Consider the following 21,314-nt stretch of genomic DNA (forward strand, 5'->3'; position numbering starts at 1 on the left):
ACATTCATTGCGCCTTGGAGTTCCAATCCCGGACCAGCCGGAACGCGACAGAGGCACCTCATGCCCGACTATCTCAAGCTGCCGACGACGACGAAGGGCCTTGTCAGAGTCGTCATCGAAACCCCGCGCGGTGCAGCGGCCAAGGTAGCCTATGAGCCGGCTACCCAGGTATTCGGCTATGTCCGCCCTTTGCCGGTCGGAATGACGTACCCCTACGATTGGGGGTTTATTCCCTCCACATTGGGGGACGATGGCGATCCCCTGGATGGACTTGTCATCCATCAGGCCGCCACGGGTCCCGGCACCGTCATCAAATGCGACCTTTTGGGTGCGCTGCGGGTCAAGCAGAAGGATCAGGGCGGCGAGGCCCTGCGCAACGACCGTTACGTCTTCTGTCCTCACCGGGAAGACGCTGCGGACGAGCCGGTGGCTGCGGACCATGTGCCCGAGCGTCTCAGGCGCGAGATCGAACAGTTCTTTCTGTCGTCGGTGCTTGGGACCGGCAAAACCATCAAGTTCAAAGGCTGGCAGGATGCCGATGAGGCGCACAGGGCAATCAAGAAGGGGATGAAGGCCTTTGCTGCCAGGTCGCGGAAGTAGGCATGGCCACTTTCTGGTGCCTTGTTCCGCTCGATCAGGCGCTTAAAGGCGCGCCAAGCCTGGTTCGATCCCCGACCTTGTCCTTCCGACAATCGACGCCAGCGGATAGAAGGCCAGCGCCTGCTCCTCGCAGGTGACCGCAACGACACTGTTCGAACGGTCGATGTCGAGGCCCTTTGGATCGCCTTCCTCGACACTGGCCCTGCCCCGCAGAAATATCTCCTCGTCGAGCACGCCGACCGAACGCACAGGGCCGCGTCGCCCGGTCCAGCCGTCGCCGCGTTCATAGACATGCACCGCCGGGCTGCCGGCATCGGCCACGAGGATTTACCGGTCATCCCTGGTGAAGCGCAGGCCATGTGGAAAGCCGGCATCTTGCAGGATGCCGACAGGCTCGCTCTTCGGCCCAAGAGATGAGGACATCCGGTAAAGCTTCACGTCCCTCGTGCCATGGCTGCTGACGGCAATCCATTTGCCGTCATGGCTGATTGCGATCCCGTCGGGTATGTCGAGGCCGTTGCTGAGCAATGGCTGGTTCCTGACTGTCCGATGGCCAAGCCAGCGGATGGCCACGTGCCGGGTGACCAGATGCGTGTAGTTGTTGCAGACCAGCAGGCTGACGCGGCCGCCGGACTCGCGCCGGACGACGACCGAGCCCGGTGTCCTGAGTTTGCAGAAAGGCTTGCCGTCGATCCGCCGAAGCGCGGTGATCTCCCGGTGCTGGCCCGCCATGCTTTCCATGGGCAGGGCAAATATCGCAAGCTGCCCATCACGGTTGGCAACCACCAGGGTCTTGTCATCGATGAAATCGAGGCCATGGACCTCGCCTATGCCGTCCGACCTCAGTTCCATGAAATCATGGATGGTGACGTCAGGACCATCAGGCCGCATCTCGACATCGATACGCAGGAGCAGGCAGCGTTTGCGCGCGAAGGCCGCGATCGCCAGCAGCCGGTTGTCGGGCGAAAAGCGCAGATCCTCCGTGCGTCTTATGGCCGAAAGCGCTGCCCGAACGGCTTGGCTGGCCCTGAATGCGACGGGAGGTATCGTCATGCAACCCCACCGAGCTCGGGCATTGGAAGATCCGTCTTGCAGACCCCGACCACGGACGAGCCCCCGCACAGCCCCTGGATTTCGGGCCGACCTTGCCCTCGCGCTTGTCGATCAAAGGCTGCCCGCCATCCGGAGAATCAAACGACATGCCAGTCGAGCGTAGGCTCAGTTCTGCTGGATCGAAATGCCCTTGTCGTCGAACTTGAGTTCGACGCCTTTCGGCCTGGTCTGCTCGCGGTAGACGTAGGCGCCCAGCGCGACGACCACGACGATGAGCGCGCCAATGATGAGATAGAGCGTGTTCTGCTTCATGGCGCGCCTTTTGCCGTGCCGAGCCTCAGGCTCGTTTCAGGACCTTGACCAGCACCAAAAGGATGATGGCGCCGATCGTTGCGTGGATGATGGAGGCGATGATGCCGCCGCCAATGGAGAAGCCGATCCGCGTGCGGAGCGGAAGGGTCCGAATCGGCCCCGATATCAACGGCTTCAGCCTATGCGAAAGCCCCCGGCCTCGCCAGCGGGCGCGCTCACTGGTCGTCGTCGCCGGCGGTGGGCCGCCAGCTGGTCGGCTCGACCTTCTTTTGCGTGTGGCTGTCGGTGTAGACCCACCAGCCGCCGTCGCGGTATTGCGCTATGGATTCATTGAGGACGCCATCACTGTCCTTCCAGGTGACGGTGACCTTGGAGCCGTCGGTCGGCGCGGTCGATATCGGCTTTCTGTCCGCCATCTCATCCCCTTTTTCCAGCCGGTTGATCGCCACGAGGGCCATCAGCTGTGAGCGAAGATATCCTCTTCGTCCCAGCCCATCAGGTCAAGCTTGGCCCGTGTCGGCAGGAAGCGGAAACAGGCGTCCGCCTCCTTGGTGCGCCCCTCGCGCGCCAGCCGCCCGGCCAGCACGTCGCGCAACCGATGCAGATAGAGCACGTCCGAGGCCGCATATTCGAGCTGCTCGGGCGACAGCGTTTCGGCCGCCCAATCCGACGATTGCTGCGCCTTGGACAGGCCGACGCCGAGAAGCTCGAAGCAGATGTCCTTCAGCCCATGCCGGTCGGTGTAGGTGCGCGTCAGCCGTGAGGCGATCTTGGTGCAGAACACCGGCTCGGACATTACGCCAAACGCGTTGTAGAGCACGGCGAGATCGAAGCGACCGTAGTGGAACAGCTTGGTGATGGTGCGGTTCCTCAACAGGCTGACAAGGTTCGGCGCCTTCTTCTGGCCCGGCGCGATCTGGATGACATCGGCGCTGCCGTCGCCAGGCGAAATCTGCACCACGCAGAGCCGGTCACGGTGTGGGTTGAGGCCGAGCGTTTCCGTATCGATGGCCACCGCCGCGACATCGTAGCGGGAGAGGTCAGGCAGATCGTTTTTATGGAAGCGGATATCGCTCATCGTCTTCTCCGGGTCGCGGCCTTCGGCGTCGCGCATCCATCGAAGAAGCGCACACGCGCTCCGACACATTGCGCTGTCGACCCGTCCTCGCCGTGATCGGCGGAAAAATCAACAGAAAGTTGTTTTCCGCCGTCCAGGGTTGTCCGCCTTACCGTGTCAGCGCGTCCAGAATGCGCGCCCAGGAGCGCTGGCCCTTGTGGAAGGAGCTGAGCTCGTATTTCTCGTTGGGCGAGTGGATGCGGTCGTCGTCGAGGCCGAAGCCGACCAGCAGCGATTCCATGCCGAGATAGGTCTGGAAGTCGCCCACCACCGGAATGGAGCCGCCGCTGCCGGTCGTCACCGCGGGCTTTGGCCATTCGTCCGAAAGCGCGGTCTTGGCCTTGGCCAGGAACGTCGAGTCGTAGGAAAGCTGGATTGCCGGTGAACCGCCATGAGCATGGAATTCGACCGAGCAATCGGCCGGGATGCGCTCCTTGACGAATTTCTGGAAAGCTGCGCGGATCTTCTTCGGATCCTGCTTGTGGACGAGGCGGAAAGACACCTTTGCCGAGGCTTCCGCCGCGATCACCGTCTTGAAACCCTTGCCGGTGTAGCCGCCGATGATGCCGTTGAATTCGGCGGTCGGCCGCGCCCAGGTCAATTCCAGCACCGAGCGGCCTTTTTCGCCCGATGGGATCGACAGGCCGACAGGTCCGAGGAAGGTTTCGGCCGTCTCGCCCAGCGTCTCCCATGATTTCAGCACCTGCGATGGCGTTTCCTCGACACCGTCATAGAAGCCCGGGATGGTGATATGACCGTCCTTGTCGTGAATGTCGGCAAGCACCTTGGCCAGGATGCGGATCGGGTTGGCGGCAGCGCCGCCATAGAGGCCCGAATGCAGGTCGCGATCGGCCGCCTTCACCGTGATCTCCTCGCCGACCAGGCCGCGCAGCCCGACGCAGATCGACGGCGTGTCGCGGTCCCACATGCTGGTATCGCAGACCAGCGCGAAGTCGGCCTTGAGCTCCTCGGAATTGGCCTCGAGGAACGGCTTCAGCGAGGGCGAGCCGGATTCCTCCTCGCCTTCGAACAGGATGGTGACCCGGCATGGCAGACCGCCATGCACCTGTTTCCAGGCACGGCATGCCTCGACGAAGGTCATCAGCTGACCCTTGTCGTCGGCCGAGCCGCGCCCGGTGATGATCCTGCGACCAGCTTCGACCTCCTTGATCGCGGGGGCGAAGGGGTCGTTTTCCCACAGTTCGATCGGATCGACCGGCTGAACGTCATAGTGGCCGTAGAACAGCACATGCGGCGCGCTGGCCGGCCCGTCGTGATGCGCAACCACCATCGGGTGTCCAGGCGTGTCGCGCACGCTGGCGTCGAAGCCGATCAGCTTGAGTTCCGCCATCAGCCATTCCGCCGCTTTGCGGCAATCGGCGACATAGGCTGGATCGGTGGAGATCGACTTGATCCCGAGCAGGCCGAAGAGCCGTTCGAGGCTCTGGTCGAGGTTCTGGTCGAGACGGTCGAGGACGGGGGAAACTGCGGACATTTGCATAGCCTTTCGATTCAGTGCCGGAACCGTAAAGGCAGAGCGGCGAAACGAAAAGCCGGGACGATTGGACCACGGCCCAGGACGGTCGCCGCAGACAAAAAAGCCGCCGTGGTGGAGGGGGAACCACGGCGGCCTTTTACTCGAAACGATGCGGCAGCCCGGAGAGGGGGGATAGGCTGCCGCAGGTGTCCGGTATAGGCGGGGGACGGGCCTTGCTCCGGACTTCGGCGAAAATTGCCGATGAGCCGTATTTGGGCCTCTGAACATGGCGATTCAAGGGCACGAACGTTACACTTTTGTAACGTGCCCGTGAGCGGGCTTGTATAGGCCGATCTGTCAGGGTCCCGATCTGTCAGGGTCCCGATCTGTCAGGGTGTTGACGGAACCTGTATCTGGCGATGTCTTTGGCATGGACCAAGCCATCGCGCCGCGCTATCCCTGCCGGCATGAAAAAAGGCGATCATCTCTTCCTCATTGACGGCTCTGGCTACATCTTCCGGGCCTATCACGCACTGCCGCCGCTGACCCGCAAGTCCGACGGCCTGCCGGTCGGCGCCGTTTCCGGCTTCTGCAACATGCTGTGGAAGCTGATGCAGGATGCCCGCAACACCGATGTGGGCATTGTGCCGACGCATTTCGCCGTCATTTTCGATTATTCCTCGAAAACCTTCCGCAACGACCTCTATCCCGAATACAAGGCGAACCGTTCGGCGCCGCCCGAGGACCTGATCCCGCAATTCGGCCTGATCCGCCAGGCAACCAGGGCCTTCAACCTGCCTTGTCTCGAGATGGAAGGCTTCGAGGCCGACGATCTCATCGCCACTTACTGCCGGCTGGCCTGCGAGGCCGGTGGCGACACCACCATCATCTCCTCCGACAAGGACCTGATGCAGCTGGTTGGCGACACGGTCGGCATGTACGACCCGATGAAGGATCGCCAGATCGGCATCCCCGAAGTCGTCGAGAAATGGGGCGTGCCGCCGGAAAAGATGATCGACCTGCAGGCGCTGACCGGCGACTCCGTCGACAATGTGCCTGGAGTGCCCGGCATCGGGCCAAAGACCGCGGCGCAACTGCTCGAGCAGTTCGGCGATCTCGACGGATTGCTCGCCCGCGCCGGCGAGATCAAACAGGAGAAAAGGCGGGAATCGATCATCGCCAACGCCGACAAGGCGCGTATCTCGCGCCAGCTGGTGACGCTGAAGAACGATGTGCCTGTGGCCGAGGGGCTGGACGATTTCGTGCTGCATGCGCCCGACGGGCCGAAGCTGATCGGTTTCCTCAAGACCATGGAATTCACCTCGCTGACCCGCCGCGTCGCGGAAGCGACCGGCACCGAGGCCGGCGACGTCCAGGCCGTCGCCGTGGCCGTCGAACGCGCCGATAACGCGCATGGCCCCGATGTCGGCGCCGGAACGCCGCCCGTTGTCCGAAACGGGGCGGGCTCCGAGCCTGGCCAGACTGCTGAAGCCGAGACGGCGGAAAAGCCAAAACAGGGTGACACCCCTTCGCTGCTCGCTGCATTGCGGCTGGAGAGCGCGGCGACACGCAAGATCGATATCTCGGCCTATCAGTGCATCCGCGATATCGCGACGCTGAAAGCCTGGGTCGCCGAGGCGCGCGAGGCGGGTATCGCTGCCTTCGACGTCCGAGCCACCTCCACCGATCCGATGCAGGCCGAACTGATCGGCATGGCAATGGCCACGGCACCCGGCCGCGCCGGCTACATTCCCTTCACCCACAGGAGCGGCAACGGTGACCTGCTTGGCGGCGGCACGCTCGAAAACCAGATACCGCTTCGCGAGGCGCTGGCGGTGCTGAAACCGCTGCTTGAGGACAGGTCGGTCCTCAAGATCGCGCAGAACCTGAAATATGATCTGGTCATCATGAGCCGCTACGGCATCGATGTCGCGCCCTTCGACGACACCATGCTGATCTCCTACGTGCTCGACGCCGGCACTCCGCACGGCCACGGCATGGATGCCCTGGCCGACAAATGGCTTGGCCATACGCCTCTTCAGCTCAAGGACGTGACCGGTTCCGGCAAGAGCTCCGTCGGTTTCGACCAGGTCGACATCGACAAGGCGACCGCTCACGCCGCCGAGGATGCCGACGTGACGCTGCGGCTGTGGCTGGTGCTGAAGCCGCGACTTGCCGCCAAGGGCCTGGTCTCGGTCTATGAACGCCTCGAGCGGCCGCTAGTGCCGGTGCTGGCGCGCATGGAACAGCGCGGCATTTCGGTCGACCGCCAAATCCTGTCGCGGCTTTCGGGCGAGCTGGCGCAAGGTGCGGCCCGGCTCGAAGAGGAAATCTACCTGCTCATCGGCGAGCGCATCAATATCGGCTCACCCAAGCAGCTCGGTGATATCCTGTTCGGCCGCATGGGTCTGCCCGGCGGCTCCAAGACCAAGACCGGCCAGTGGTCGACCTCGGCGCAACTGCTCGAAGACCTTGCCGCCGAAGGCCACGAACTGCCGCGCAAGATCGTCGACTGGCGCCAGCTGACCAAGTTGAAATCGACCTACACCGACGCACTGCCCGGCTTCGTCAATCCCGACACCAAGCGCGTCCACACCTCCTACGCGTTGGCCGCGACGACGACCGGCCGTCTGTCGTCTTCCGACCCGAACCTCCAGAACATCCCGGTGCGTACGGCTGAAGGCCGCAAGATCAGGACCGCCTTCATCACCGACAAGAGCCACCGGCTGGTGTCGGCCGACTACAGCCAGATCGAACTGCGCGTGCTCGCCCATGTCGCCGAAATCCCGCAATTGCGGCAGGCCTTTGCGGATGGCGCCGACATCCACGCCATCACAGCGTCCGAAATGTTCAACGTGCCGGTGCAGGGCATGCCGTCGGAAGTGCGCCGCCGCGCCAAGGCGATCAATTTCGGCATCATCTATGGCATTTCGGCTTTCGGCCTTGCCAACCAGCTGTCGATCCCGCGCGAGGAGGCGAGCGCCTACATCAAGAAGTATTTCGAGCGCTTCCCCGGCATCCGCGACTATATCGAGGAGACCAAGGCCTATGCTCGCGAGCACGGCTTTGTCGAGACGATCTTCGGCCGCCGCATCCATTATCCCGATATAAGGTCCTCCAACCCCTCGATCCGCGCGTTCAACGAACGCGCCTCGATCAACGCCCGCCTGCAAGGCACCGCCGCCGACATCATCCGCCGCGCCATGATCCGCATGGAGGAAGCCTTGGACAAGGCCAAGCTGTCCGCCCGCATGCTCTTGCAGGTGCATGACGAACTGATCTTCGAGACGGTCGAGGCGGAAGTCGAGGCGACGATCCCCGTCGTGCGCCACGTCATGGAAAACGCGGCGATGCCGGCGGTGTCGATGTCGGTGCCGCTGCATGTCGACGCACGGGCCGCCAACAACTGGGACGAGGCGCACTGACGGTAGCGAAGGCCTTCAGGCTGCTTGCGCCGAACACTTCGCGCACGTCCCGCGAAATTCGATCACCGCCTTCCTGGCGGCGAAGCCGGTCGAGTTAACCCATTCGTTCAACCGGTGGTCGACGTCGTGATCGGACATTTCGGTTACTTGCCCGCAGCTGTCGCAAATGGCGAAGGCAGTCATCGAGTGACTGTGGTCGTGCGGCTCGGCGCAGGCGACGAAGGAGTTGATGCTTTCCAGCCGATGCACGAAGCCTGACTTCACCAGCGTGTCGAGCGCGCGATAGACCTGCAATGGCGCGCGAAAACCGCGCTCGCGCAGCTGGTCGAGCAAGGTGTAGGCGCTGAGCGGCCCGCTGGCGGTCTCGAGTTTCTCGAGCACGCACAGCTGGTTTTTCGTCAGCACATCCCTTGCCGCCATGGCTCTGTTCCAACCTGTCCTGCGCCATCCATGGGCTGTTTGCTCACGCAAACGGCCTGATCCCATTCAGATAGCGACGAACCGCCTTCTTTGCTACTCTTCTGTTGCTATCCCGAGCCGGTCGATGACATGCCGGCACAATGGTGGCGACAGGATTGATAGCGGAGCGACGTTCCGCTTCCATGCAAAACGGCGGGACAGGTCCCGCCGTTTTGCTTTTGCCGCCTTGCGAGGCGGACTATTTCCTCGGCGGGCCTTTGCGCTCGGCTGAGGCAGCCCACAGATTGATGTCGGACTCGCGCGCGTAAGTGTCGATTTCGGCCAGCTCGGCATCGCTGAAGTCGAGCGCCTTGAGCGCGCCGACACAGTCCTCGACCTGCTCCGGCCGGCTGGCGCCGATCAGCGCCGACGTCACCTTGCCCCTGCGCAGCACCCAGGCCAGCGCCATCTGCGCCAATGTCTGTCCGCGTTTGCCGGCGATCTCGTTGAGCGCCTTGATGTTGGCGATGGTGCGGTCATTGATGAAAGCAGTCTTCAGCGACTTGCCCTGGGACGCCCGGCTGCCGTCGGGGATGCCGCCAAGATATTTATCGGTCAGCATGCCTTGCGCCAATGGCGAGAACACGATGGAGCCGACGCCGAGCCCTTCGAGCGTGTCGAGCAGCCCGTCTTCCTCGACCCAGCGGTTCAGCATCGAATAGCTCGGCTGGTGGATGACGCAGGGCGTGCCGAGTTGCCTCAATATGTCGGCGGCCTCGCGGGTGCGCTGCGAATTGTAGGACGAGATGCCGGCATAGAGCGCCTTGCCCGAACGCACCGCATGGTCGAGCGCGCCCATGGTTTCTTCGAGCGGCGTGTCGGGATCGAAGCGGTGCGAATAGAAGATGTCGACATAGTCGAGACCCATCCGCTTCAAGCTCTGGTCGAGGCTGGCCAGCACGTATTTGCGCCCGCCCCATTCGCCGTAGGGGCCTGCCCACATCTCGTAGCCGGCCTTGGTCGAGATGATCAGTTCGTCGCGATAGGCGGAAAAATCGGTGCGCAGGATCTCGCCGAAAGCCGTCTCGGCCGAGCCGGGCGGCGGCCCATAATTGTTGGCCAGGTCGAAATGGGTGATGCCGAGGTCGAAGGCCTTGCGCACAATCGACTGCTTGGTCCGATGCGGCGTGTCGTCGCCGAAATTGTGCCACAGCCCGAGCGAGATCGCCGGCAGCTTGAGGCCGGACCGACCGCAGCGGCTGTAGATCATTTTCTCGTAGCGGTTTTCAGCGGCGATATAGGGCATGGAAAATCCTCGAATCTGAACGGATGGGGCACCGTCATCGCAGAGGCGATGAGCATGCCCGTACCCATCCTTTACCCCCTCCCCGGACGAACGGGGAGAGGGGCGGGCAAAATTATCGATAATCCCCGCGACCTATTTCTTCTTGGCCAGAAGATCCTTGGCTTGCTTGACGCCAAGCGCGGCCGGGCGCTCGCAAGTGGTCTGCATGGCGACGAACTTGCCGGTTTCGCCTGAGCTCAGGAGGCCGGTCATCACATCGACGGCATGCAGCGCGAGTTCCATCGAGCAGCGGTGCGGCCGCCCTTCGGCGATCGCCAGCGCCATGTCGGCGAGGCCCGCCGTGCGGTAGTTGGCCATCATGCCTTGGCCGTGCATCTCATTGGGGATGCCAAGCGGATGCTTCCATTTCGGCAGCTTCTTGACCGGCTTGCCTTCTTCGGTGAAGCGCACGTCGCCGCCGAAGAAGTTCGGATCCGGCACGAACACCGTGCCGGCCTCGCCATAGAGTTCCATCGGCGCGTGGCCGTGGGCCCAGACGTCCCAGCTGGTGTTCAGCGTCACCACGGCGCCGTTCTCGAATTCCAGCAGGCCGTGAATGGTGGTCGGCGTGTTGACCGGGATTTTTTCCCCCGCGCGAGGCTTTGAGCTGATCGTCCGCTCCTTGGCCGGAGTCGTCGCGAAAGCCGCCACCTGCTTTACCGGCCCGATCAGCTGGATCAAATTGGTGATGTAGTACGGTCCGATGTCGAGCACCGGTCCCGCGCCCGGCTGGAAGAAGAAATCCGGATTGGGGTGCCAGTGTTCCATGCCGTGGCCCATGACATGGCAAGTGCCGCTGGTGATCCTGCCGAGCTTCCCCTCGTCGATCAGGTCACGCACCAGCTGGTGCGCGCCGCCCAGGAACGTGTCCGGCGCCGAGCCGATGCGCAACCCCTTCTTCTCGGCCCGTGCCTTGAGGTCCTGGCCCTCCTTGAGCGACAGCACGAACGGCTTTTCCGAATAGACATGCTTGCCGGCATCGAGCACCTGCTTCGACACCTCGTAGTGCACGGCCGGAATGGTCAGGTTGACGATGATGTCGATATCGTCAGCCTTGAGCAGATCCTCGACGGTCTCGGCACGGAGCTTGAATTCCTTCGCCCGCGCCTTGGCCACATCCATGTTGATGTCGGCGCATGCGCGCATCTCGATGCCGCGAAACAGCGGCGCCAGCGAGAAGTACGCCTTCGAGATGTTGCCGCAGCCGATGACGCCAATACCCAGTTTCCCATTACTCAGCTTCTTTGCCATGGTGGTTGTTCCTAGTAGCTCTTGACGGTTGCGATCGAGCGGCGGGCGAAACGCTCGATGTCGTTGGGATTGTCCTGTTCCATGACAAAGTATTTTGCCGCGCTCTTGGCCCGCAGCACCTTGATCAGGCCGGCCCAGTCGATCGTGCCATGCCCGACATCCGACCAGCCATCCTCATCCAGCCCCTCGCCTGGCTTCGCCATGTCCTTGACATGGACGGCGACGATGCGCTGGCCATGCTTTTCGATCCAGGGCAGCGGGTCGGCGCCGCCGCGCACCACCCAGGCAACGTCCATTTCCCAGCCAATATTGGGGGCGGACGACAGGATATGATCTTGCGGCACCGAGCCGTCGGCGAGTGTCTTGAATTCGAAATCATGGTTGTGCCAGGCGAAGCCATAGCCGGCCTTCGAGGCCACCTCGCCGACCTTGGCCAGACGCTCTCCGAAGCCGCGCCAGCCGGCAGCGTCGGACGGCCTGTCCTCGGCCATCAGATAGGGGCAGATCAAGAGCTTGACGCCGAGTGTTTCTGCGATCCGGCGCACACCGTCGAAATCCTTCTCCAGCGCGCCGATGGAAAAATGCCCGGTCGGCATCGAAAGGCCGTTCTTGTCGAGTTCGGCGCGGAAGGCCTTGGGATCGTCATAGACGCCGCCGAATCCTTCGACCTCGGCGTAGCCGAGCTTGCCGAGCATTTCGAGCACATCGGTCCAGGGCAAGAAATTGCGGGCGCTGTAAAGTTGGAATGACCAGTTCATCGTCTCTGTCCGTTCTGCTTGGGATTGTCCTTGGGAGGATGGTTTGGGGAGAATGGTTCGGGGAGGCTCTGGGTAAGCTACATGCGGTTGCCGCTCGCCAACTCGAAAAGCGAAGCCCGCATCGGATCGAAGCCGATGCTCACGGTATCGCCATTGCCCGGCGTGCGTTCGGCCGTTACCCGCACGGTGAAATTCTGTTTGCCGAGCTTCAGCCAGACCAGCGTGTCCGAGCCCATCGGCTCGACGACCTCGACATTCGCCGTCGCTGTAAACGGCCAGCCGGTGCCACTGTTCAAGGCGACATGTTCCGGCCGGATGCCAAATACGGCCGGCCCAGGCACCGGCTCCTTGTCGAAAGCATAGGTCGAAAGCGGGACGCGGGCATTCTCGACGGCGAAGTGCCAGTCCCCGCCGTCCTTCTCCAGCCGGCCCTCGATGAAATTCATCGCCGGTGAGCCGAGGAAGCCGGCAACGAACCGGTTGACCGGACGGTTGTAGATGGTCTGCGGCGCGTCGAGCTGCTGGATGACACCGCCCTTCATCACCGCTATGCGATCGGCCAGCGTCATCGCCTCGATCTGGTCGTGGGTGACGTAGATCATGGTGTTCTGCAATTTACGATGCAGAAGCTTGATCTCGACGCGAAGTTCCGAACGCAGCTTGGCATCGAGGTTGGACAGCGGTTCGTCGAACAGGAAGACGTCGACATCGCGCACCAGCGCCCGCCCGATCGCCACGCGCTGGCGCTGGCCGCCGGATAGGGCGGCCGGCTTGCGCTGCAGCAGCGGCTCGATCTGCAGGATCTCGGCTGCCCGCGCGATGCGCTTGGCGATCTCGTCCTTGGCGATGCCGGCGACACGCAGGCCGAAAGACAGGTTCTTCTCCACGGTCATCTGCGGGTAGAGCGCATAGGACTGGAAGACCATGCCGATGCCGCGGTCCTTGGGCTCTTCCCAGGTGACGTTCTTGCCCTTGATGAAGATGCGGCCTTCCGAAATGTCGAGCAGGCCGGCGATGCAGTTGAGCAAGGTCGACTTGCCGCAGCCGGAGGGCCCGAGCAGCACGATGAACTCGCCTTCAGCGACATCGAGGTTGAGCGTCTGCAGCACCGAGACCGCGCCGAAGTTCAGCGACAGGTCCTGGATCGAAACACTGGTGCCGTTCGCCGCCATCGCCATCACCCTTTCACCGCGCCGGCGGCGATGCCGCGCACGAACAATTTGCCGGAAATGAAGTAGACGACCAGCGGCACCAGCCCGGTCAGGATGGTGGCGGCCATGTTGACGTTGTATTCCTTCACGCCTTGCACCGAGTTGACGATGTTGTTGAGCTGCACCGTCATCGGGTAGGTGTCGGGCCGGGTGTAGACGACGCCGAACAGGAAGTCGTTCCAGATGCCGGTCACCTGCAGGATGATGGCGACGACGAAGATCGGCAGCGACATCGGCAACATGATGCGCAGGTAGATGCCCCAGAAGCCGGCGCCGTCGACGCGTGCCGCCCGGAACAGCTCTTCCGGCATGGAGGTGAAATAATTGCGGAACAGAAGCGTCAGGATCGGCATGCCGAAAATGGAGTGCACGATCACCAGACCAGTAAGGCTGCCATAGATGCCGATCTCGCGCAGGATGATGACGATCGGATAGATCATCACCTGGTAGGGAATGAAGGCGCCGACGATCAGGATGATGAAGAACGTGTCGGCGCCCTTGAAGCGCCAGTTGGCCAGCGCGTAGCCGTTCACCGAGGCGATGGCGATCGACAGGATTACCGAGGGAACGGTGATGCGCACCGAATTCCAGAAACCACGCGAAAGTCCGTCGCAATTGAGGCCGGTGCAGGCCTGCGACCATGCCTTGACCCAGGGCTCGAAGGTGATCTCGAGCGGCGGCGAGAAGATGTTGCCGAGGCGGATCTCCGGCATGCCCTTGAGCGAGGTGACGACCATCACATAAAGCGGCAGGAGGTAGTAGAGCGCGACCACGACAAGCGTGCCGTATAGGAAAATGTTGCGGCGCGAAAACACGTGCCGCGGCTTTGGCCCGCTCGGTCCGGAGGCATCATCCCGCGGGTTTGACGTGGCGGACAAGGAGACGGCATGGTCAGACACGCTTGCGGCCTCCGAATTCGAGATAGGCCCACGGCACGATGACGATCATCACCGACAGCAGCATCATGGTCGAGGCGGCAAAGCCCTGGCCGAGGTTCTGGGCGAAGAACATGTAGTCGTAGACATACTTGGCCGGCACTTCGGAGGCGATGCCCGGCCCGCCGCTGGTCTGCGCGACGACGAGGTCGTAGACCTTGACGATGCCGGACGCGATGATCACCAGCGTGGTGATGAACACCGGCCGCATCATCGGGATGATGATGAAGAGATAGGTCTTCCACATGGGTATCCCGTCCACCCGTGCAGCCTTCCAGATATCCTCGTCGATGCCGCGCAGACCCGCCAGCATCAGGCACATGATCAGCCCCGTGCCTTGCCAAAGCGCCGCGATCGATATGCCGTAGATGACGATGCTGGAGTTGTAGAGCGGATTGAAATCGAAGCTGGTCCAGCCGAGGCTTCGCACCACGCCCTGGACGCCGAAATCCGGATTGAGCAGCCATTGCCAGACAAGGCCGGTGACGATGAAGGACAGCGCGAAGGGATAGAGGAAGATGGTGCGGAACGTATCCTCGAAACGGATTTTCTGGTCTAGCAGAGCCGCCAGCAGAAAACCGATCACCAGCGAGAATACCAGTGAGATCACGCCGTAGATCAAAAGATTCTCGATCGAGATCAGCCAGCGCGGGGTCGCCCACAGCCGGTAGTACTGGTCGAGCCCGACGAAGTTCAGCCGCGGCAGGAGCTTCGAATTGGTGAAGGAATAGAGAACCGTCCACGCGGTGCCGCCGACGAAGACCACCATTGCGGTGAGGACCATCGGGATCGAAGCGACCTTCGCATTGAGATTGCGGAAGAGTTGGCTCGGGCGTTCGCTCTTGCTCATCGGTACAGCCGTGCTGGATCGGATAAGGGCGGAAAGTCAGCGCGCCTGGGCTCCCGGCCCTGCCTGGCAAGGTCGGGAGCGAAGCGGCTCGTCAGTCGTCAGTCAGCCGAAGCGATGATGTCGGCGAAGCGCTTCTGCGCCTCTTCGAGGCTCATGTCGGGCTTGGCGAAGAATTCGGAGAAAAGATCCTCCTTCTGCTTCTGGCTGTCCTGCGAGAGCAGCTGGTCCGTCCATGGGATGACCGCGCCCTTGGCTAGGATGGCAAGGCCCTTCTTCATGCAGTCGTTGGCCGCGTTGAGGTCGACGTCGCCGCGCACCGGCAGCGAACCCTTCTTGAGGTTGAAGGCAACCTGGGTCTTGGGATCGAGCAGTGTTTCGGCCAGCACTTCCTGCGCCTTGGCCTTGTCGGCATCCTTGAGCAGCGGGAAGTAGAAGGCGTCGCCGCCCGTGGCGATGACCTCGTTCAGGCCAAGGCCGGGAAGGCAGGTATAGTCCTTGCCGGCGGTCTTGCCGGCGACCTGGAACTCGCCTTGCGCCCAGTCGCCCATGATCTGGCCCCCGGCCTTGCCGGTGATGACCATGTTGGTGGCCTGGTTCCAGTCCTGCACATTGGTGTTCTTGGCCATCTTGCGGGCGTCGTCGGCCGCCTTGAAGACCTTGGCGACTTCGGGACCGGCGGCGAACTTGGCGTCCTTGTCCTTGTAGACCTTGAGGAAGGTGTCGGTTCCTCCGACCGCGGCAAGCAGCACGTCGAAGGCGCCCGATGCCTGCCAGGCCTGCCCACCGACCGCGAGCGGCACGATGCCTGCCTTCTCCAGTGCCGGGGCCGCGGCCACATACTCATTCCAGTTCTTCGGCACCGGAACGCCGGCCTTCTCGAAGGCCGAGTTCGACAGCCACAGCCACTGCCAGGAATGGATGTTGACCGGCACGCAGTAGATCTTGCCGTCGATCGTGCATGAGTCGAGCAGGCTCTTGGGCCGTACCACCTCCGTCCACTTGCCCTTGGTGGCGACGTCGGTGAGGTCGCGCATCAGGCCGGCCTGCACCAGCTCTTCCGCTTGCCTTCCATGATTGAATTGGGTGGCCCCCATCGGATCGCCGCCGGTGATGCGGCTGATCATGATCGGCCGTGCCGTGCCGCCGGACCCGGCGATGGCGCCGTCGACCCAGTGGTTGCCGGTGGCGTCGAATGCCTTGGCGAGTTCGGCGACCGCTGCCGCCTCGCCGCCGGAAGTCCACCAATGGGTGACTTCCAGATCGGTCGCGGCCGCCGGGCCGGCGAAGTTGAGCGCAACCGTCGCTGCAAACGCAGCGGTCAGGAATTTGTATCGCATTTCGGCTTCCTCCCAGAAATCTGAAACGTTACAGATTTTCGATACGGCAATTGAGGACCATGTGCAACCCCTTCCGGCAAGCTCGCTTTGACATTTTTCGAGCCGCGAACAAAATCCTTTCGCTGCGGTGTCATTGTGCGGCGCAACGCGCAAAAGCGCGCCGCACAACGAGCAAAAACAGCAAAAAACTTGCTGGCAGCACGCTTCCCACTGAATCCCAACGATTTTTCGCCACGCGGTTGACGACGTGTTTTCCGCGTCGCCAGCACCCGTTTCTACACCGATCGTGACAAGCTGTAACGTTTCAGTATACTGCTTCCATGCAGGTGACGCGCCCTGGGGAGCGGCCGCAAACATTGCCGGGCTGCCCGGCGGCTGCTATGCGCCTGATGGGCGGGACGGATGGACAGACAACGCACGGACAAGGATGACGAGGCGACGGCACAGGAACGGCCGACGCTGAAGACGCTTGCCTTCATGACCGGGCTTGGCGTCACCACCGTCTCGCGCGCCTTGAAGGACGCGCCCGAGATCGGCGCCGAGACCAGGCGTCGTGTCCAGCTCGTGGCCAAGCAGATCGGCTATCGGCCGAACCGTGCCGGCGTGCGTTTGCGGACCGGCAAGACCAATGTCATCAGCCTCGTGCTCAACACCGAGCACGAACTCATGAGCTTTGTCTCCGACATCATCTACGGCGTGACGGAAGTCATCGCCGACACGCCCTACCACCTGATCGTCACACCCTATTCGCGCTCGCAGGATCCACTGGATCCGGTGCGCTATCTCGTGGAGACCGGCTCGGCCGACGGCGTCATCATCTCGCGCACCCAGCCGAACGATCCGAGGGCCCGCTACATGCTGGAGCGCGGCATTCCCTTCGCCACGCATGGCCGCACCGAGATGGGGCTGGTTCATCCCTATCATGATTTCGACAACTACGCCTTCGCGGCCGAGGCGGTGCGGCATCTCGCCGGCATGGGCCGCCGCCGGCTCGCCTTGGTGACGCCGCCGGTCGGTTTGAGCTACTACCGCCATACGGTTGACGGCTTTGCCGACGCTCTGAGCGAAGTCGGCGCCAGCGAGGTGCCGTTCAACACCGTTTCGATCGACCATTCGATCGAACAGATCAGGATGAGGACCGCGCAGCTGATGCGGCGCGACATCAGGCCGGACGGTATCATCAGCAGCGCCGCGGCGGCGACGCTCGCCATCGTCGCCGGCATCGAGGATGCCGGCCTGAAGCTCGGCCGCGACGTCGACGTGGTGTCGAAGCAGTCGTCGGAACTGCTGCATCTGTTCAGGCATGAATTGCTGGTCGTCAACGAAGACTTCCGGCTGGCCGGCTCCGAACTCGCCCGCTCGGTGCTCGGCTGGATCGGCGGTGCCTCGCCCGGCACGCTGCAGAGCCTGAGCGAGCCGAAGGGCGTCGTGGCCTATCGGCCCTCCGGCGATTAGCCAGCCGCGCCGCTGCCCCACGGCCCGTGGAACGCACCCTGCTCGCCGATGCGCTCGAAACCATGCGCACCGAAGAAGTCGCGCTGCGCCTGGATCAGGTTCGAGGTACCGCGGCCCTGGCGGTAGCTGTCAAAATAGGCAAGCGCCGAAGACAGCGCCGGCACCGGCGCGCCGGCTTCGGAAGCCCTCGCCACGATGCGCCGCAGCGACGGATGCGCCTCCTTCATCAAGCTGATGAAAGCCGGCGCCATCAGCAAGTTGGTCGAAGCGCCGCCACTGCTGAAGGCCTCGGCCATCGTGTCGAGCATCTGCGAGCGGATGATGCAGCCGGCGCGCCAGATCTTGGCGATGGTCGGCATCGGCAGGTTCCAGTTGAACTCCTTCGAGGCGCCCGCCATCACGGCAAAGCCCTGCGCATAAGCTGATATCTTGCCGGCGAACAGCGCCAGTTCGAGGTCTTTCAGCAGCGCGTCCTTGTCGCCGGAAATTTTCGTCACGCCGATATTGCCATAGGCTTTTTCGGCTGCCTGCCGTTCGTCCTTGATCGACGACAGCACGCGCGCCGCCACCGCCGCCTCGATCGCGGTCGCCGGAATGCCGAGTTGCTGCGCCTCTATGACGGACCATTTGCCGGTGCCCTTCTGGCCGGCGCGATCGAGGATGATATCGACCACCGGCTTGCCGGTCTTCGGATCATCGGCGGCGAGCACCTTGGCGGTGATCTCGATCAGGTAGGAATTGAGCCGACCCTTGTTCCAGTTGGAAAACACCGTGCCGATGTCCTTCGGCCCCATGCCCATTCCATCACGCAGGATGCCGTAGATCTCGGCGATCATCTGCATGTCGGCGTATTCGATGCCGTTGTGGATGGTCTTGACGAAATGGCCGGCACCGTCGGTGCCGAGCCAGGCGGCACAGGGCTCGTCCTTGAACTTGGCGGAGATGGCGGTCAGCACCTTCTCGACACGCTTCCACGAATCCTCCGTGCCACCGACCATGATCGACGGTCCGTGGCGAGCGCCCTCCTCGCCGCCGGAGACACCCATGCCGATGAAGGTCAAGCCCGAGCCGGAAAGTTCGGAGAAGCGCCGCATCGTATCGCGGAAATTGGCATTGCCGGCATCGATGACGATGTCGTTGGCCGACAGCACGCCGCGCAACGCTTCGATCTGCTCGTCGACCGGCTTGCCGGCCAGCACCATGATGATGATCGGGCGCGGCGGCCGGATCGCGGCCGCGAGTTCCTCCAGGCTGTAGCAGGGGACGACCATGTCCCTGAGCGCACCGGCATTCTCCACGAAGGCGTCCGTGCGAGCCTTGGTACGGTTGAAGACGGCGATGCGGTGCCCGTGCTCGGCGATGTTCAGCGCCAGGTTGGAGCCCATCGTGCCAAGGCCGATCAGGCCGATTTCGGCTTTTTCCATCGTTTCTTCCCTGTTTCCGGATCGCTTTGTTGAGGCCGTGTTTTGTGGGCGATGATTGACGAGCGTTTCGGGCCGCGTCAACCGCCTCGCCGAATTGTGTTATAGTCGCACGCTGACGTTTCCCGTTCTGCAACGGTATCAGATCCGTGAGTTACGGCCTGATGTCGATCGGCGCCTCGATCTTCACCATGTCGAAGTCCGAGACCAGGATGTCTATGCGCGCCATCCAGCGGCCGGGAACCGGGATGATGAGGTTGTCGACACGCCAGCTGCCGTCGCCGGGCTTGGTTGCCGCGCGCTTCAGCGGCTCGATGCCGGAATCGGGTTTCGACAGCACCAGCGTCACTTCCTTGGCGTCCAGTGGCCCGAAATCGCCGGTCATGATGATCATCGAGGCGGCGACCGGCCCGGCATGGCCAGGCGTGATGCTGAGATCGGCCATCGCCTGCAACGCGTGGATGTGGACCGAAACCGGCTGCGCCGCCGCGATCGCCAGCGCCCGTGGTGGCGGCGTGAAGCGCCAGCCGGCGGCGACCCCGAAAATCGCCAGGACGATCAGCACTTCGACGCCGACCGAGCGGGTGAGCCTGCGTTGCGCCTCGGTCGCTCCCGCCTCGGCCGAGGCGGTGAGCTTCCAGCGATTGACGCCGGCAAGCGTGAACAAAAAGACCAGCAGCGCGAGTTTCAGCAGCAGCAGCCGGCCATAGGCCGTGTCGACCAGCGCCGAGGGTGTCTGCACCTGGATCACGGCCAACACGATGCCAGCCGCGGCAAGCAGGACGACCACAGGCAGGATTGCCCGTGAGAAGCAGCGCAGGAATTCAACGGCGCCGGCCGATTGACGCTTCAGTGCGAGGCCGAGCGGAACCAAAGCGCCGGCCCAGAAGGCGATGCCGACGCCATGGACGAAGACCAGCGGCCGTGTCAGCCATTGCGGTTCGGCCGCACTGGCATGGCCACTGGCGGCAAGCGCGACGCCGACGCCGGCGAGGGCCGCAAGAGAAAGTGGCCTGGCGGTCGCGCGCGGTCCGGCCAGCGACAGCAGGCCAAGCCCCAACGCGATCAGGGCGATCAGCACCGTCCAGCCGAAGCTGGTGCCGAGCCCGGTGCGCCAGGCTACCGGCTGCGCCAGATGGGAGAGCGGCGTCCCTAGCGCATCGAGACCTTGCAAGCCGAGCGACAAGGGTGCCGCCACCAGCCCGCACAGGATCGCCCCGGCAACAAAGCGCTGACCGGCACGGCCATCCCCGGCCAGCCAGGCAAGGGCGAAAGCGCCGCCAATGCCTAGCAAAATGCCCGCATAGAGAAGGACCTTGCCGATCCATATCGCCGACCGCAACGGCCAGTCGATCGCTTCGGAGACGGGCGGCGGCTCGGTTGGCGCGCCGATGGAAAACAGGAACGAGCCGCCGACCGGATGGCCATCGGCGGAAATGACACGCCAGCTCAGCACATGCGTGCCGGATTTGAGCGCCCGCGGATTGTCGATCTCGACGGTCTGGTCGCTCAGGCGGAAGGAAGTCAGCGGAACCGGCGTGCCGTCAGGCGTCACCAGCGTCAGCACCAGCGGCGAGACCGGCTCGCCGAAAGTCAGCGAGAACTGAGCCGGCGCCTGCGCCAGCACGGCGCCGTCGGCCGGGTCGGTCTTGATCAGCGCCGCATGGGCAAAAGCCTGGCTTGTCGAGGCCATGACGATGAGCGCCATGAGCACCGCGAAAAGCCCACTAGCCCAGCCGAACCGCTTGCCGGTCCTTGCAGGCCCTTGAAGTGGGGATGTCGCGTTCATGCTGCCGCCAAGGAGTTGGCGGCGCACCTTGCGGACAGGGCGCGCCGCCAGAAAATCATTTCTTCGGCGTGAGCTTGATGCCCGGCGCCGGTGTCTCCAGCGCGTCCTCATCCTGTCCGGCGGCCGGAATCTCGATCCAGCGGGCGGCGGCATCGCCGCATTCCTGCACCACCGGGAAGTAGAGCTTCTGGCCGACGAGCAGATCCGCCGTCAGCGTCGCCCGGAAGACGAACTCGTCGTAGAATTCATCCGGGAGATTGCCGCCGCTCCAGTCGACTTCCTTCACCCCATCGGCCACCGCCTGACCATAAAGCTGGTAGGATTTTTCGTATTTGCCCTTCTTGGTCTGCAGCGTCCAGCCGGGCTTCGGCATCGGCTTCACCGCGATCACCCCTTCCGGAATCTGCACGCGCACGGCGGTCGTCGCCTTGCCGTCGCAGCCATGTGGCACGCGCAGAACAGCCTTGTAGGTCGAGCCGACGGCCGCCTCCTGGGTTTCGAGCGTGATATGCGCCAAGGCGGCATTTGTCCCCAGCACGAGAAACGCGCCGGCCGCCAAAAGATACTTGTTCATGATGG

At 63.2% G+C, this 21,314-nt stretch carries 20 protein-coding genes and 1 pseudogene; 3 read left to right on the forward strand and 18 right to left on the reverse strand.

The window, feature by feature from the left end; all coding sequences use genetic code 11:
• Positions 1-60: 60 nt before the first annotated feature.
• Positions 61-600: an inorganic diphosphatase gene (locus LB536_RS25115; protein WP_224597322.1), complete on the forward strand. Its 540-nt coding sequence runs from the start codon at positions 61-63 to the stop codon at positions 598-600.
• Between the two features lie 42 nt (positions 601-642).
• On the opposite strand, the gene LB536_RS25120 is transcribed toward LB536_RS25115, so the two are convergent.
• The 7 genes and pseudogenes from LB536_RS25120 to LB536_RS25150 form a co-directional block, all read right to left on the reverse strand.
• Complete coding sequence (locus LB536_RS25120; RefSeq protein WP_224597327.1) at positions 643-921, reverse strand: hypothetical protein; 279 nt, start codon at positions 919-921, stop codon at positions 643-645.
• A 6-nt stretch (positions 922-927) separates the two neighbouring features.
• Positions 928-1,653 (reverse strand): hypothetical protein, encoded by a 726-nt coding sequence (locus LB536_RS25125; protein ID WP_224597330.1) that lies wholly within the window; start codon positions 1,651-1,653, stop codon positions 928-930.
• Positions 1,654-1,818: 165 nt separating this feature from the next.
• Positions 1,819-1,965: a hypothetical protein gene (locus tag LB536_RS25130; protein WP_224597331.1), complete on the reverse strand. Its 147-nt coding sequence runs from the start codon at positions 1,963-1,965 to the stop codon at positions 1,819-1,821.
• Between the two features lie 25 nt (positions 1,966-1,990).
• A pseudogene (locus LB536_RS25135) lies at positions 1,991-2,104 on the reverse strand (GlsB/YeaQ/YmgE family stress response membrane protein); the annotation flags it as partial.
• A 76-nt stretch (positions 2,105-2,180) separates the two neighbouring features.
• Entirely contained in the window at positions 2,181-2,381 is a 201-nt protein-coding gene (locus tag LB536_RS25140) for a hypothetical protein (protein WP_140756330.1), read from the reverse strand.
• Positions 2,382-2,422: 41 nt separating this feature from the next.
• The gene (locus LB536_RS25145; RefSeq protein ID WP_140756332.1) at positions 2,423-3,043 is read right to left on the reverse strand and encodes a ribonuclease D; all 621 of its coding nucleotides are present in this window, start codon (positions 3,041-3,043) and stop codon (positions 2,423-2,425) included.
• A 148-nt stretch (positions 3,044-3,191) separates the two neighbouring features.
• Positions 3,192-4,577 (reverse strand): M20/M25/M40 family metallo-hydrolase, encoded by a 1,386-nt coding sequence (locus tag LB536_RS25150; protein ID WP_411966584.1) that lies wholly within the window; start codon positions 4,575-4,577, stop codon positions 3,192-3,194.
• A gap of 449 nt (positions 4,578-5,026) precedes the next feature.
• Between LB536_RS25150 and polA the strand changes: the two genes are divergently transcribed.
• Entirely contained in the window at positions 5,027-7,984 is a 2,958-nt protein-coding gene (gene polA / locus LB536_RS25155) for a DNA polymerase I (protein ID WP_224597436.1), read from the forward strand.
• 15 nt (positions 7,985-7,999) lie between these two features.
• On the opposite strand, the gene LB536_RS25160 is transcribed toward polA, so the two are convergent.
• From LB536_RS25160 to LB536_RS25195, 8 genes are all read right to left on the reverse strand, one after another.
• Positions 8,000-8,404 (reverse strand): Fur family transcriptional regulator, encoded by a 405-nt coding sequence (locus tag LB536_RS25160; RefSeq protein ID WP_140756338.1) that lies wholly within the window; start codon positions 8,402-8,404, stop codon positions 8,000-8,002.
• A 238-nt stretch (positions 8,405-8,642) separates the two neighbouring features.
• Positions 8,643-9,689, reverse strand: coding sequence for an L-glyceraldehyde 3-phosphate reductase (mgrA, locus tag LB536_RS25165; protein ID WP_224597336.1), 1,047 nt, complete (start codon positions 9,687-9,689; stop codon positions 8,643-8,645).
• A 132-nt stretch (positions 9,690-9,821) separates the two neighbouring features.
• On the reverse strand, positions 9,822-10,979 hold the full coding sequence (locus LB536_RS25170; protein WP_224597338.1) for a Gfo/Idh/MocA family protein: 1,158 nt from the start codon (positions 10,977-10,979) through the stop codon (positions 9,822-9,824).
• Between the two features lie 11 nt (positions 10,980-10,990).
• Positions 10,991-11,737, reverse strand: a complete 747-nt coding sequence (locus LB536_RS25175) for a sugar phosphate isomerase/epimerase family protein (protein ID WP_224597340.1) — start codon at positions 11,735-11,737, stop codon at positions 10,991-10,993.
• 77 nt (positions 11,738-11,814) lie between these two features.
• The gene (locus LB536_RS25180; protein WP_224597342.1) at positions 11,815-12,915 is read right to left on the reverse strand and encodes an ABC transporter ATP-binding protein; all 1,101 of its coding nucleotides are present in this window, start codon (positions 12,913-12,915) and stop codon (positions 11,815-11,817) included.
• Positions 12,915-13,847 carry a carbohydrate ABC transporter permease gene (locus LB536_RS25185; protein WP_224597344.1) on the reverse strand — a complete coding sequence of 311 codons (933 nt, stop codon included), beginning with the start codon at positions 13,845-13,847 and terminating at the stop codon, positions 12,915-12,917. Before LB536_RS25185 ends, LB536_RS25180 begins: the two co-directional genes overlap by 1 nt.
• Positions 13,840-14,733 (reverse strand): carbohydrate ABC transporter permease, encoded by an 894-nt coding sequence (locus LB536_RS25190; protein ID WP_140756348.1) that lies wholly within the window; start codon positions 14,731-14,733, stop codon positions 13,840-13,842. Before LB536_RS25190 ends, LB536_RS25185 begins: the two co-directional genes overlap by 8 nt.
• 98 nt (positions 14,734-14,831) lie before the next feature.
• Complete coding sequence (locus LB536_RS25195) at positions 14,832-16,070, reverse strand: ABC transporter substrate-binding protein (protein ID WP_224597347.1); 1,239 nt, start codon at positions 16,068-16,070, stop codon at positions 14,832-14,834.
• A gap of 402 nt (positions 16,071-16,472) precedes the next feature.
• Between LB536_RS25195 and LB536_RS25200 the strand changes: the two genes are divergently transcribed.
• Entirely contained in the window at positions 16,473-17,525 is a 1,053-nt protein-coding gene (locus LB536_RS25200; protein ID WP_140756350.1) for a LacI family transcriptional regulator, read from the forward strand.
• On the opposite strand, the gene gndA is transcribed toward LB536_RS25200, so the two are convergent.
• The 3 genes from gndA to LB536_RS25215 form a co-directional block, all read right to left on the reverse strand.
• Positions 17,522-18,949: an NADP-dependent phosphogluconate dehydrogenase gene (gndA, locus tag LB536_RS25205; protein WP_224597349.1), complete on the reverse strand. Its 1,428-nt coding sequence runs from the start codon at positions 18,947-18,949 to the stop codon at positions 17,522-17,524. The two genes, LB536_RS25200 and gndA, sit on opposite strands and share 4 nt — an antisense overlap.
• 151 nt (positions 18,950-19,100) lie before the next feature.
• Positions 19,101-20,735 (reverse strand): copper resistance CopC/CopD family protein, encoded by a 1,635-nt coding sequence (locus LB536_RS25210; RefSeq protein ID WP_224597351.1) that lies wholly within the window; start codon positions 20,733-20,735, stop codon positions 19,101-19,103.
• Positions 20,736-20,790: 55 nt separating this feature from the next.
• Positions 20,791-21,309, reverse strand: coding sequence for a YcnI family protein (locus tag LB536_RS25215; RefSeq protein ID WP_140811585.1), 519 nt, complete (start codon positions 21,307-21,309; stop codon positions 20,791-20,793).
• Between the last annotated feature and the right edge of the window lie 5 nt (positions 21,310-21,314).

The organism is Mesorhizobium sp. ES1-3 (genome assembly GCF_020164795.1).
Lineage (GTDB): Bacteria > Pseudomonadota > Alphaproteobacteria > Rhizobiales > Rhizobiaceae > Mesorhizobium.

Bases quoted from the DNA above. Each gene is read 5' to 3' on its own strand.
- LB536_RS25115 (WP_224597322.1), top strand. From the start codon at position 61: ATGCCCGACTATCTCAAGCTGCCGACGACGACGAAGGGCCTTGTCAGA.
- LB536_RS25125 (WP_224597330.1), bottom strand. From the start codon at position 1,653: ATGACGATACCTCCCGTCGCATTCAGGGCCAGCCAAGCCGTTCGGGCA.
- LB536_RS25130 (WP_224597331.1), bottom strand. From the start codon at position 1,965: ATGAAGCAGAACACGCTCTATCTCATCATTGGCGCGCTCATCGTCGTG.
- LB536_RS25140 (WP_140756330.1), bottom strand. From the start codon at position 2,381: ATGGCGGACAGAAAGCCGATATCGACCGCGCCGACCGACGGCTCCAAG.
- LB536_RS25145 (WP_140756332.1), bottom strand. From the start codon at position 3,043: ATGAGCGATATCCGCTTCCATAAAAACGATCTGCCTGACCTCTCCCGC.
- LB536_RS25150 (WP_411966584.1), bottom strand. From the start codon at position 4,577: ATGTCCGCAGTTTCCCCCGTCCTCGACCGTCTCGACCAGAACCTCGAC.
- polA (WP_224597436.1), top strand. From the start codon at position 5,027: ATGAAAAAAGGCGATCATCTCTTCCTCATTGACGGCTCTGGCTACATC.
- LB536_RS25160 (WP_140756338.1), bottom strand. From the start codon at position 8,404: ATGGCGGCAAGGGATGTGCTGACGAAAAACCAGCTGTGCGTGCTCGAG.
- mgrA (WP_224597336.1), bottom strand. From the start codon at position 9,689: ATGCCCTATATCGCCGCTGAAAACCGCTACGAGAAAATGATCTACAGC.
- LB536_RS25170 (WP_224597338.1), bottom strand. From the start codon at position 10,979: ATGGCAAAGAAGCTGAGTAATGGGAAACTGGGTATTGGCGTCATCGGC.
- LB536_RS25175 (WP_224597340.1), bottom strand. From the start codon at position 11,737: ATGAACTGGTCATTCCAACTTTACAGCGCCCGCAATTTCTTGCCCTGG.
- LB536_RS25180 (WP_224597342.1), bottom strand. From the start codon at position 12,915: ATGGCGATGGCGGCGAACGGCACCAGTGTTTCGATCCAGGACCTGTCG.
- LB536_RS25190 (WP_140756348.1), bottom strand. From the start codon at position 14,733: ATGAGCAAGAGCGAACGCCCGAGCCAACTCTTCCGCAATCTCAATGCG.
- LB536_RS25195 (WP_224597347.1), bottom strand. From the start codon at position 16,070: ATGCGATACAAATTCCTGACCGCTGCGTTTGCAGCGACGGTTGCGCTC.
- LB536_RS25200 (WP_140756350.1), top strand. From the start codon at position 16,473: ATGGACAGACAACGCACGGACAAGGATGACGAGGCGACGGCACAGGAA.
- gndA (WP_224597349.1), bottom strand. From the start codon at position 18,949: ATGGAAAAAGCCGAAATCGGCCTGATCGGCCTTGGCACGATGGGCTCC.
- LB536_RS25210 (WP_224597351.1), bottom strand. From the start codon at position 20,735: ATGAACGCGACATCCCCACTTCAAGGGCCTGCAAGGACCGGCAAGCGG.
- LB536_RS25215 (WP_140811585.1), bottom strand. From the start codon at position 21,309: ATGAACAAGTATCTTTTGGCGGCCGGCGCGTTTCTCGTGCTGGGGACA.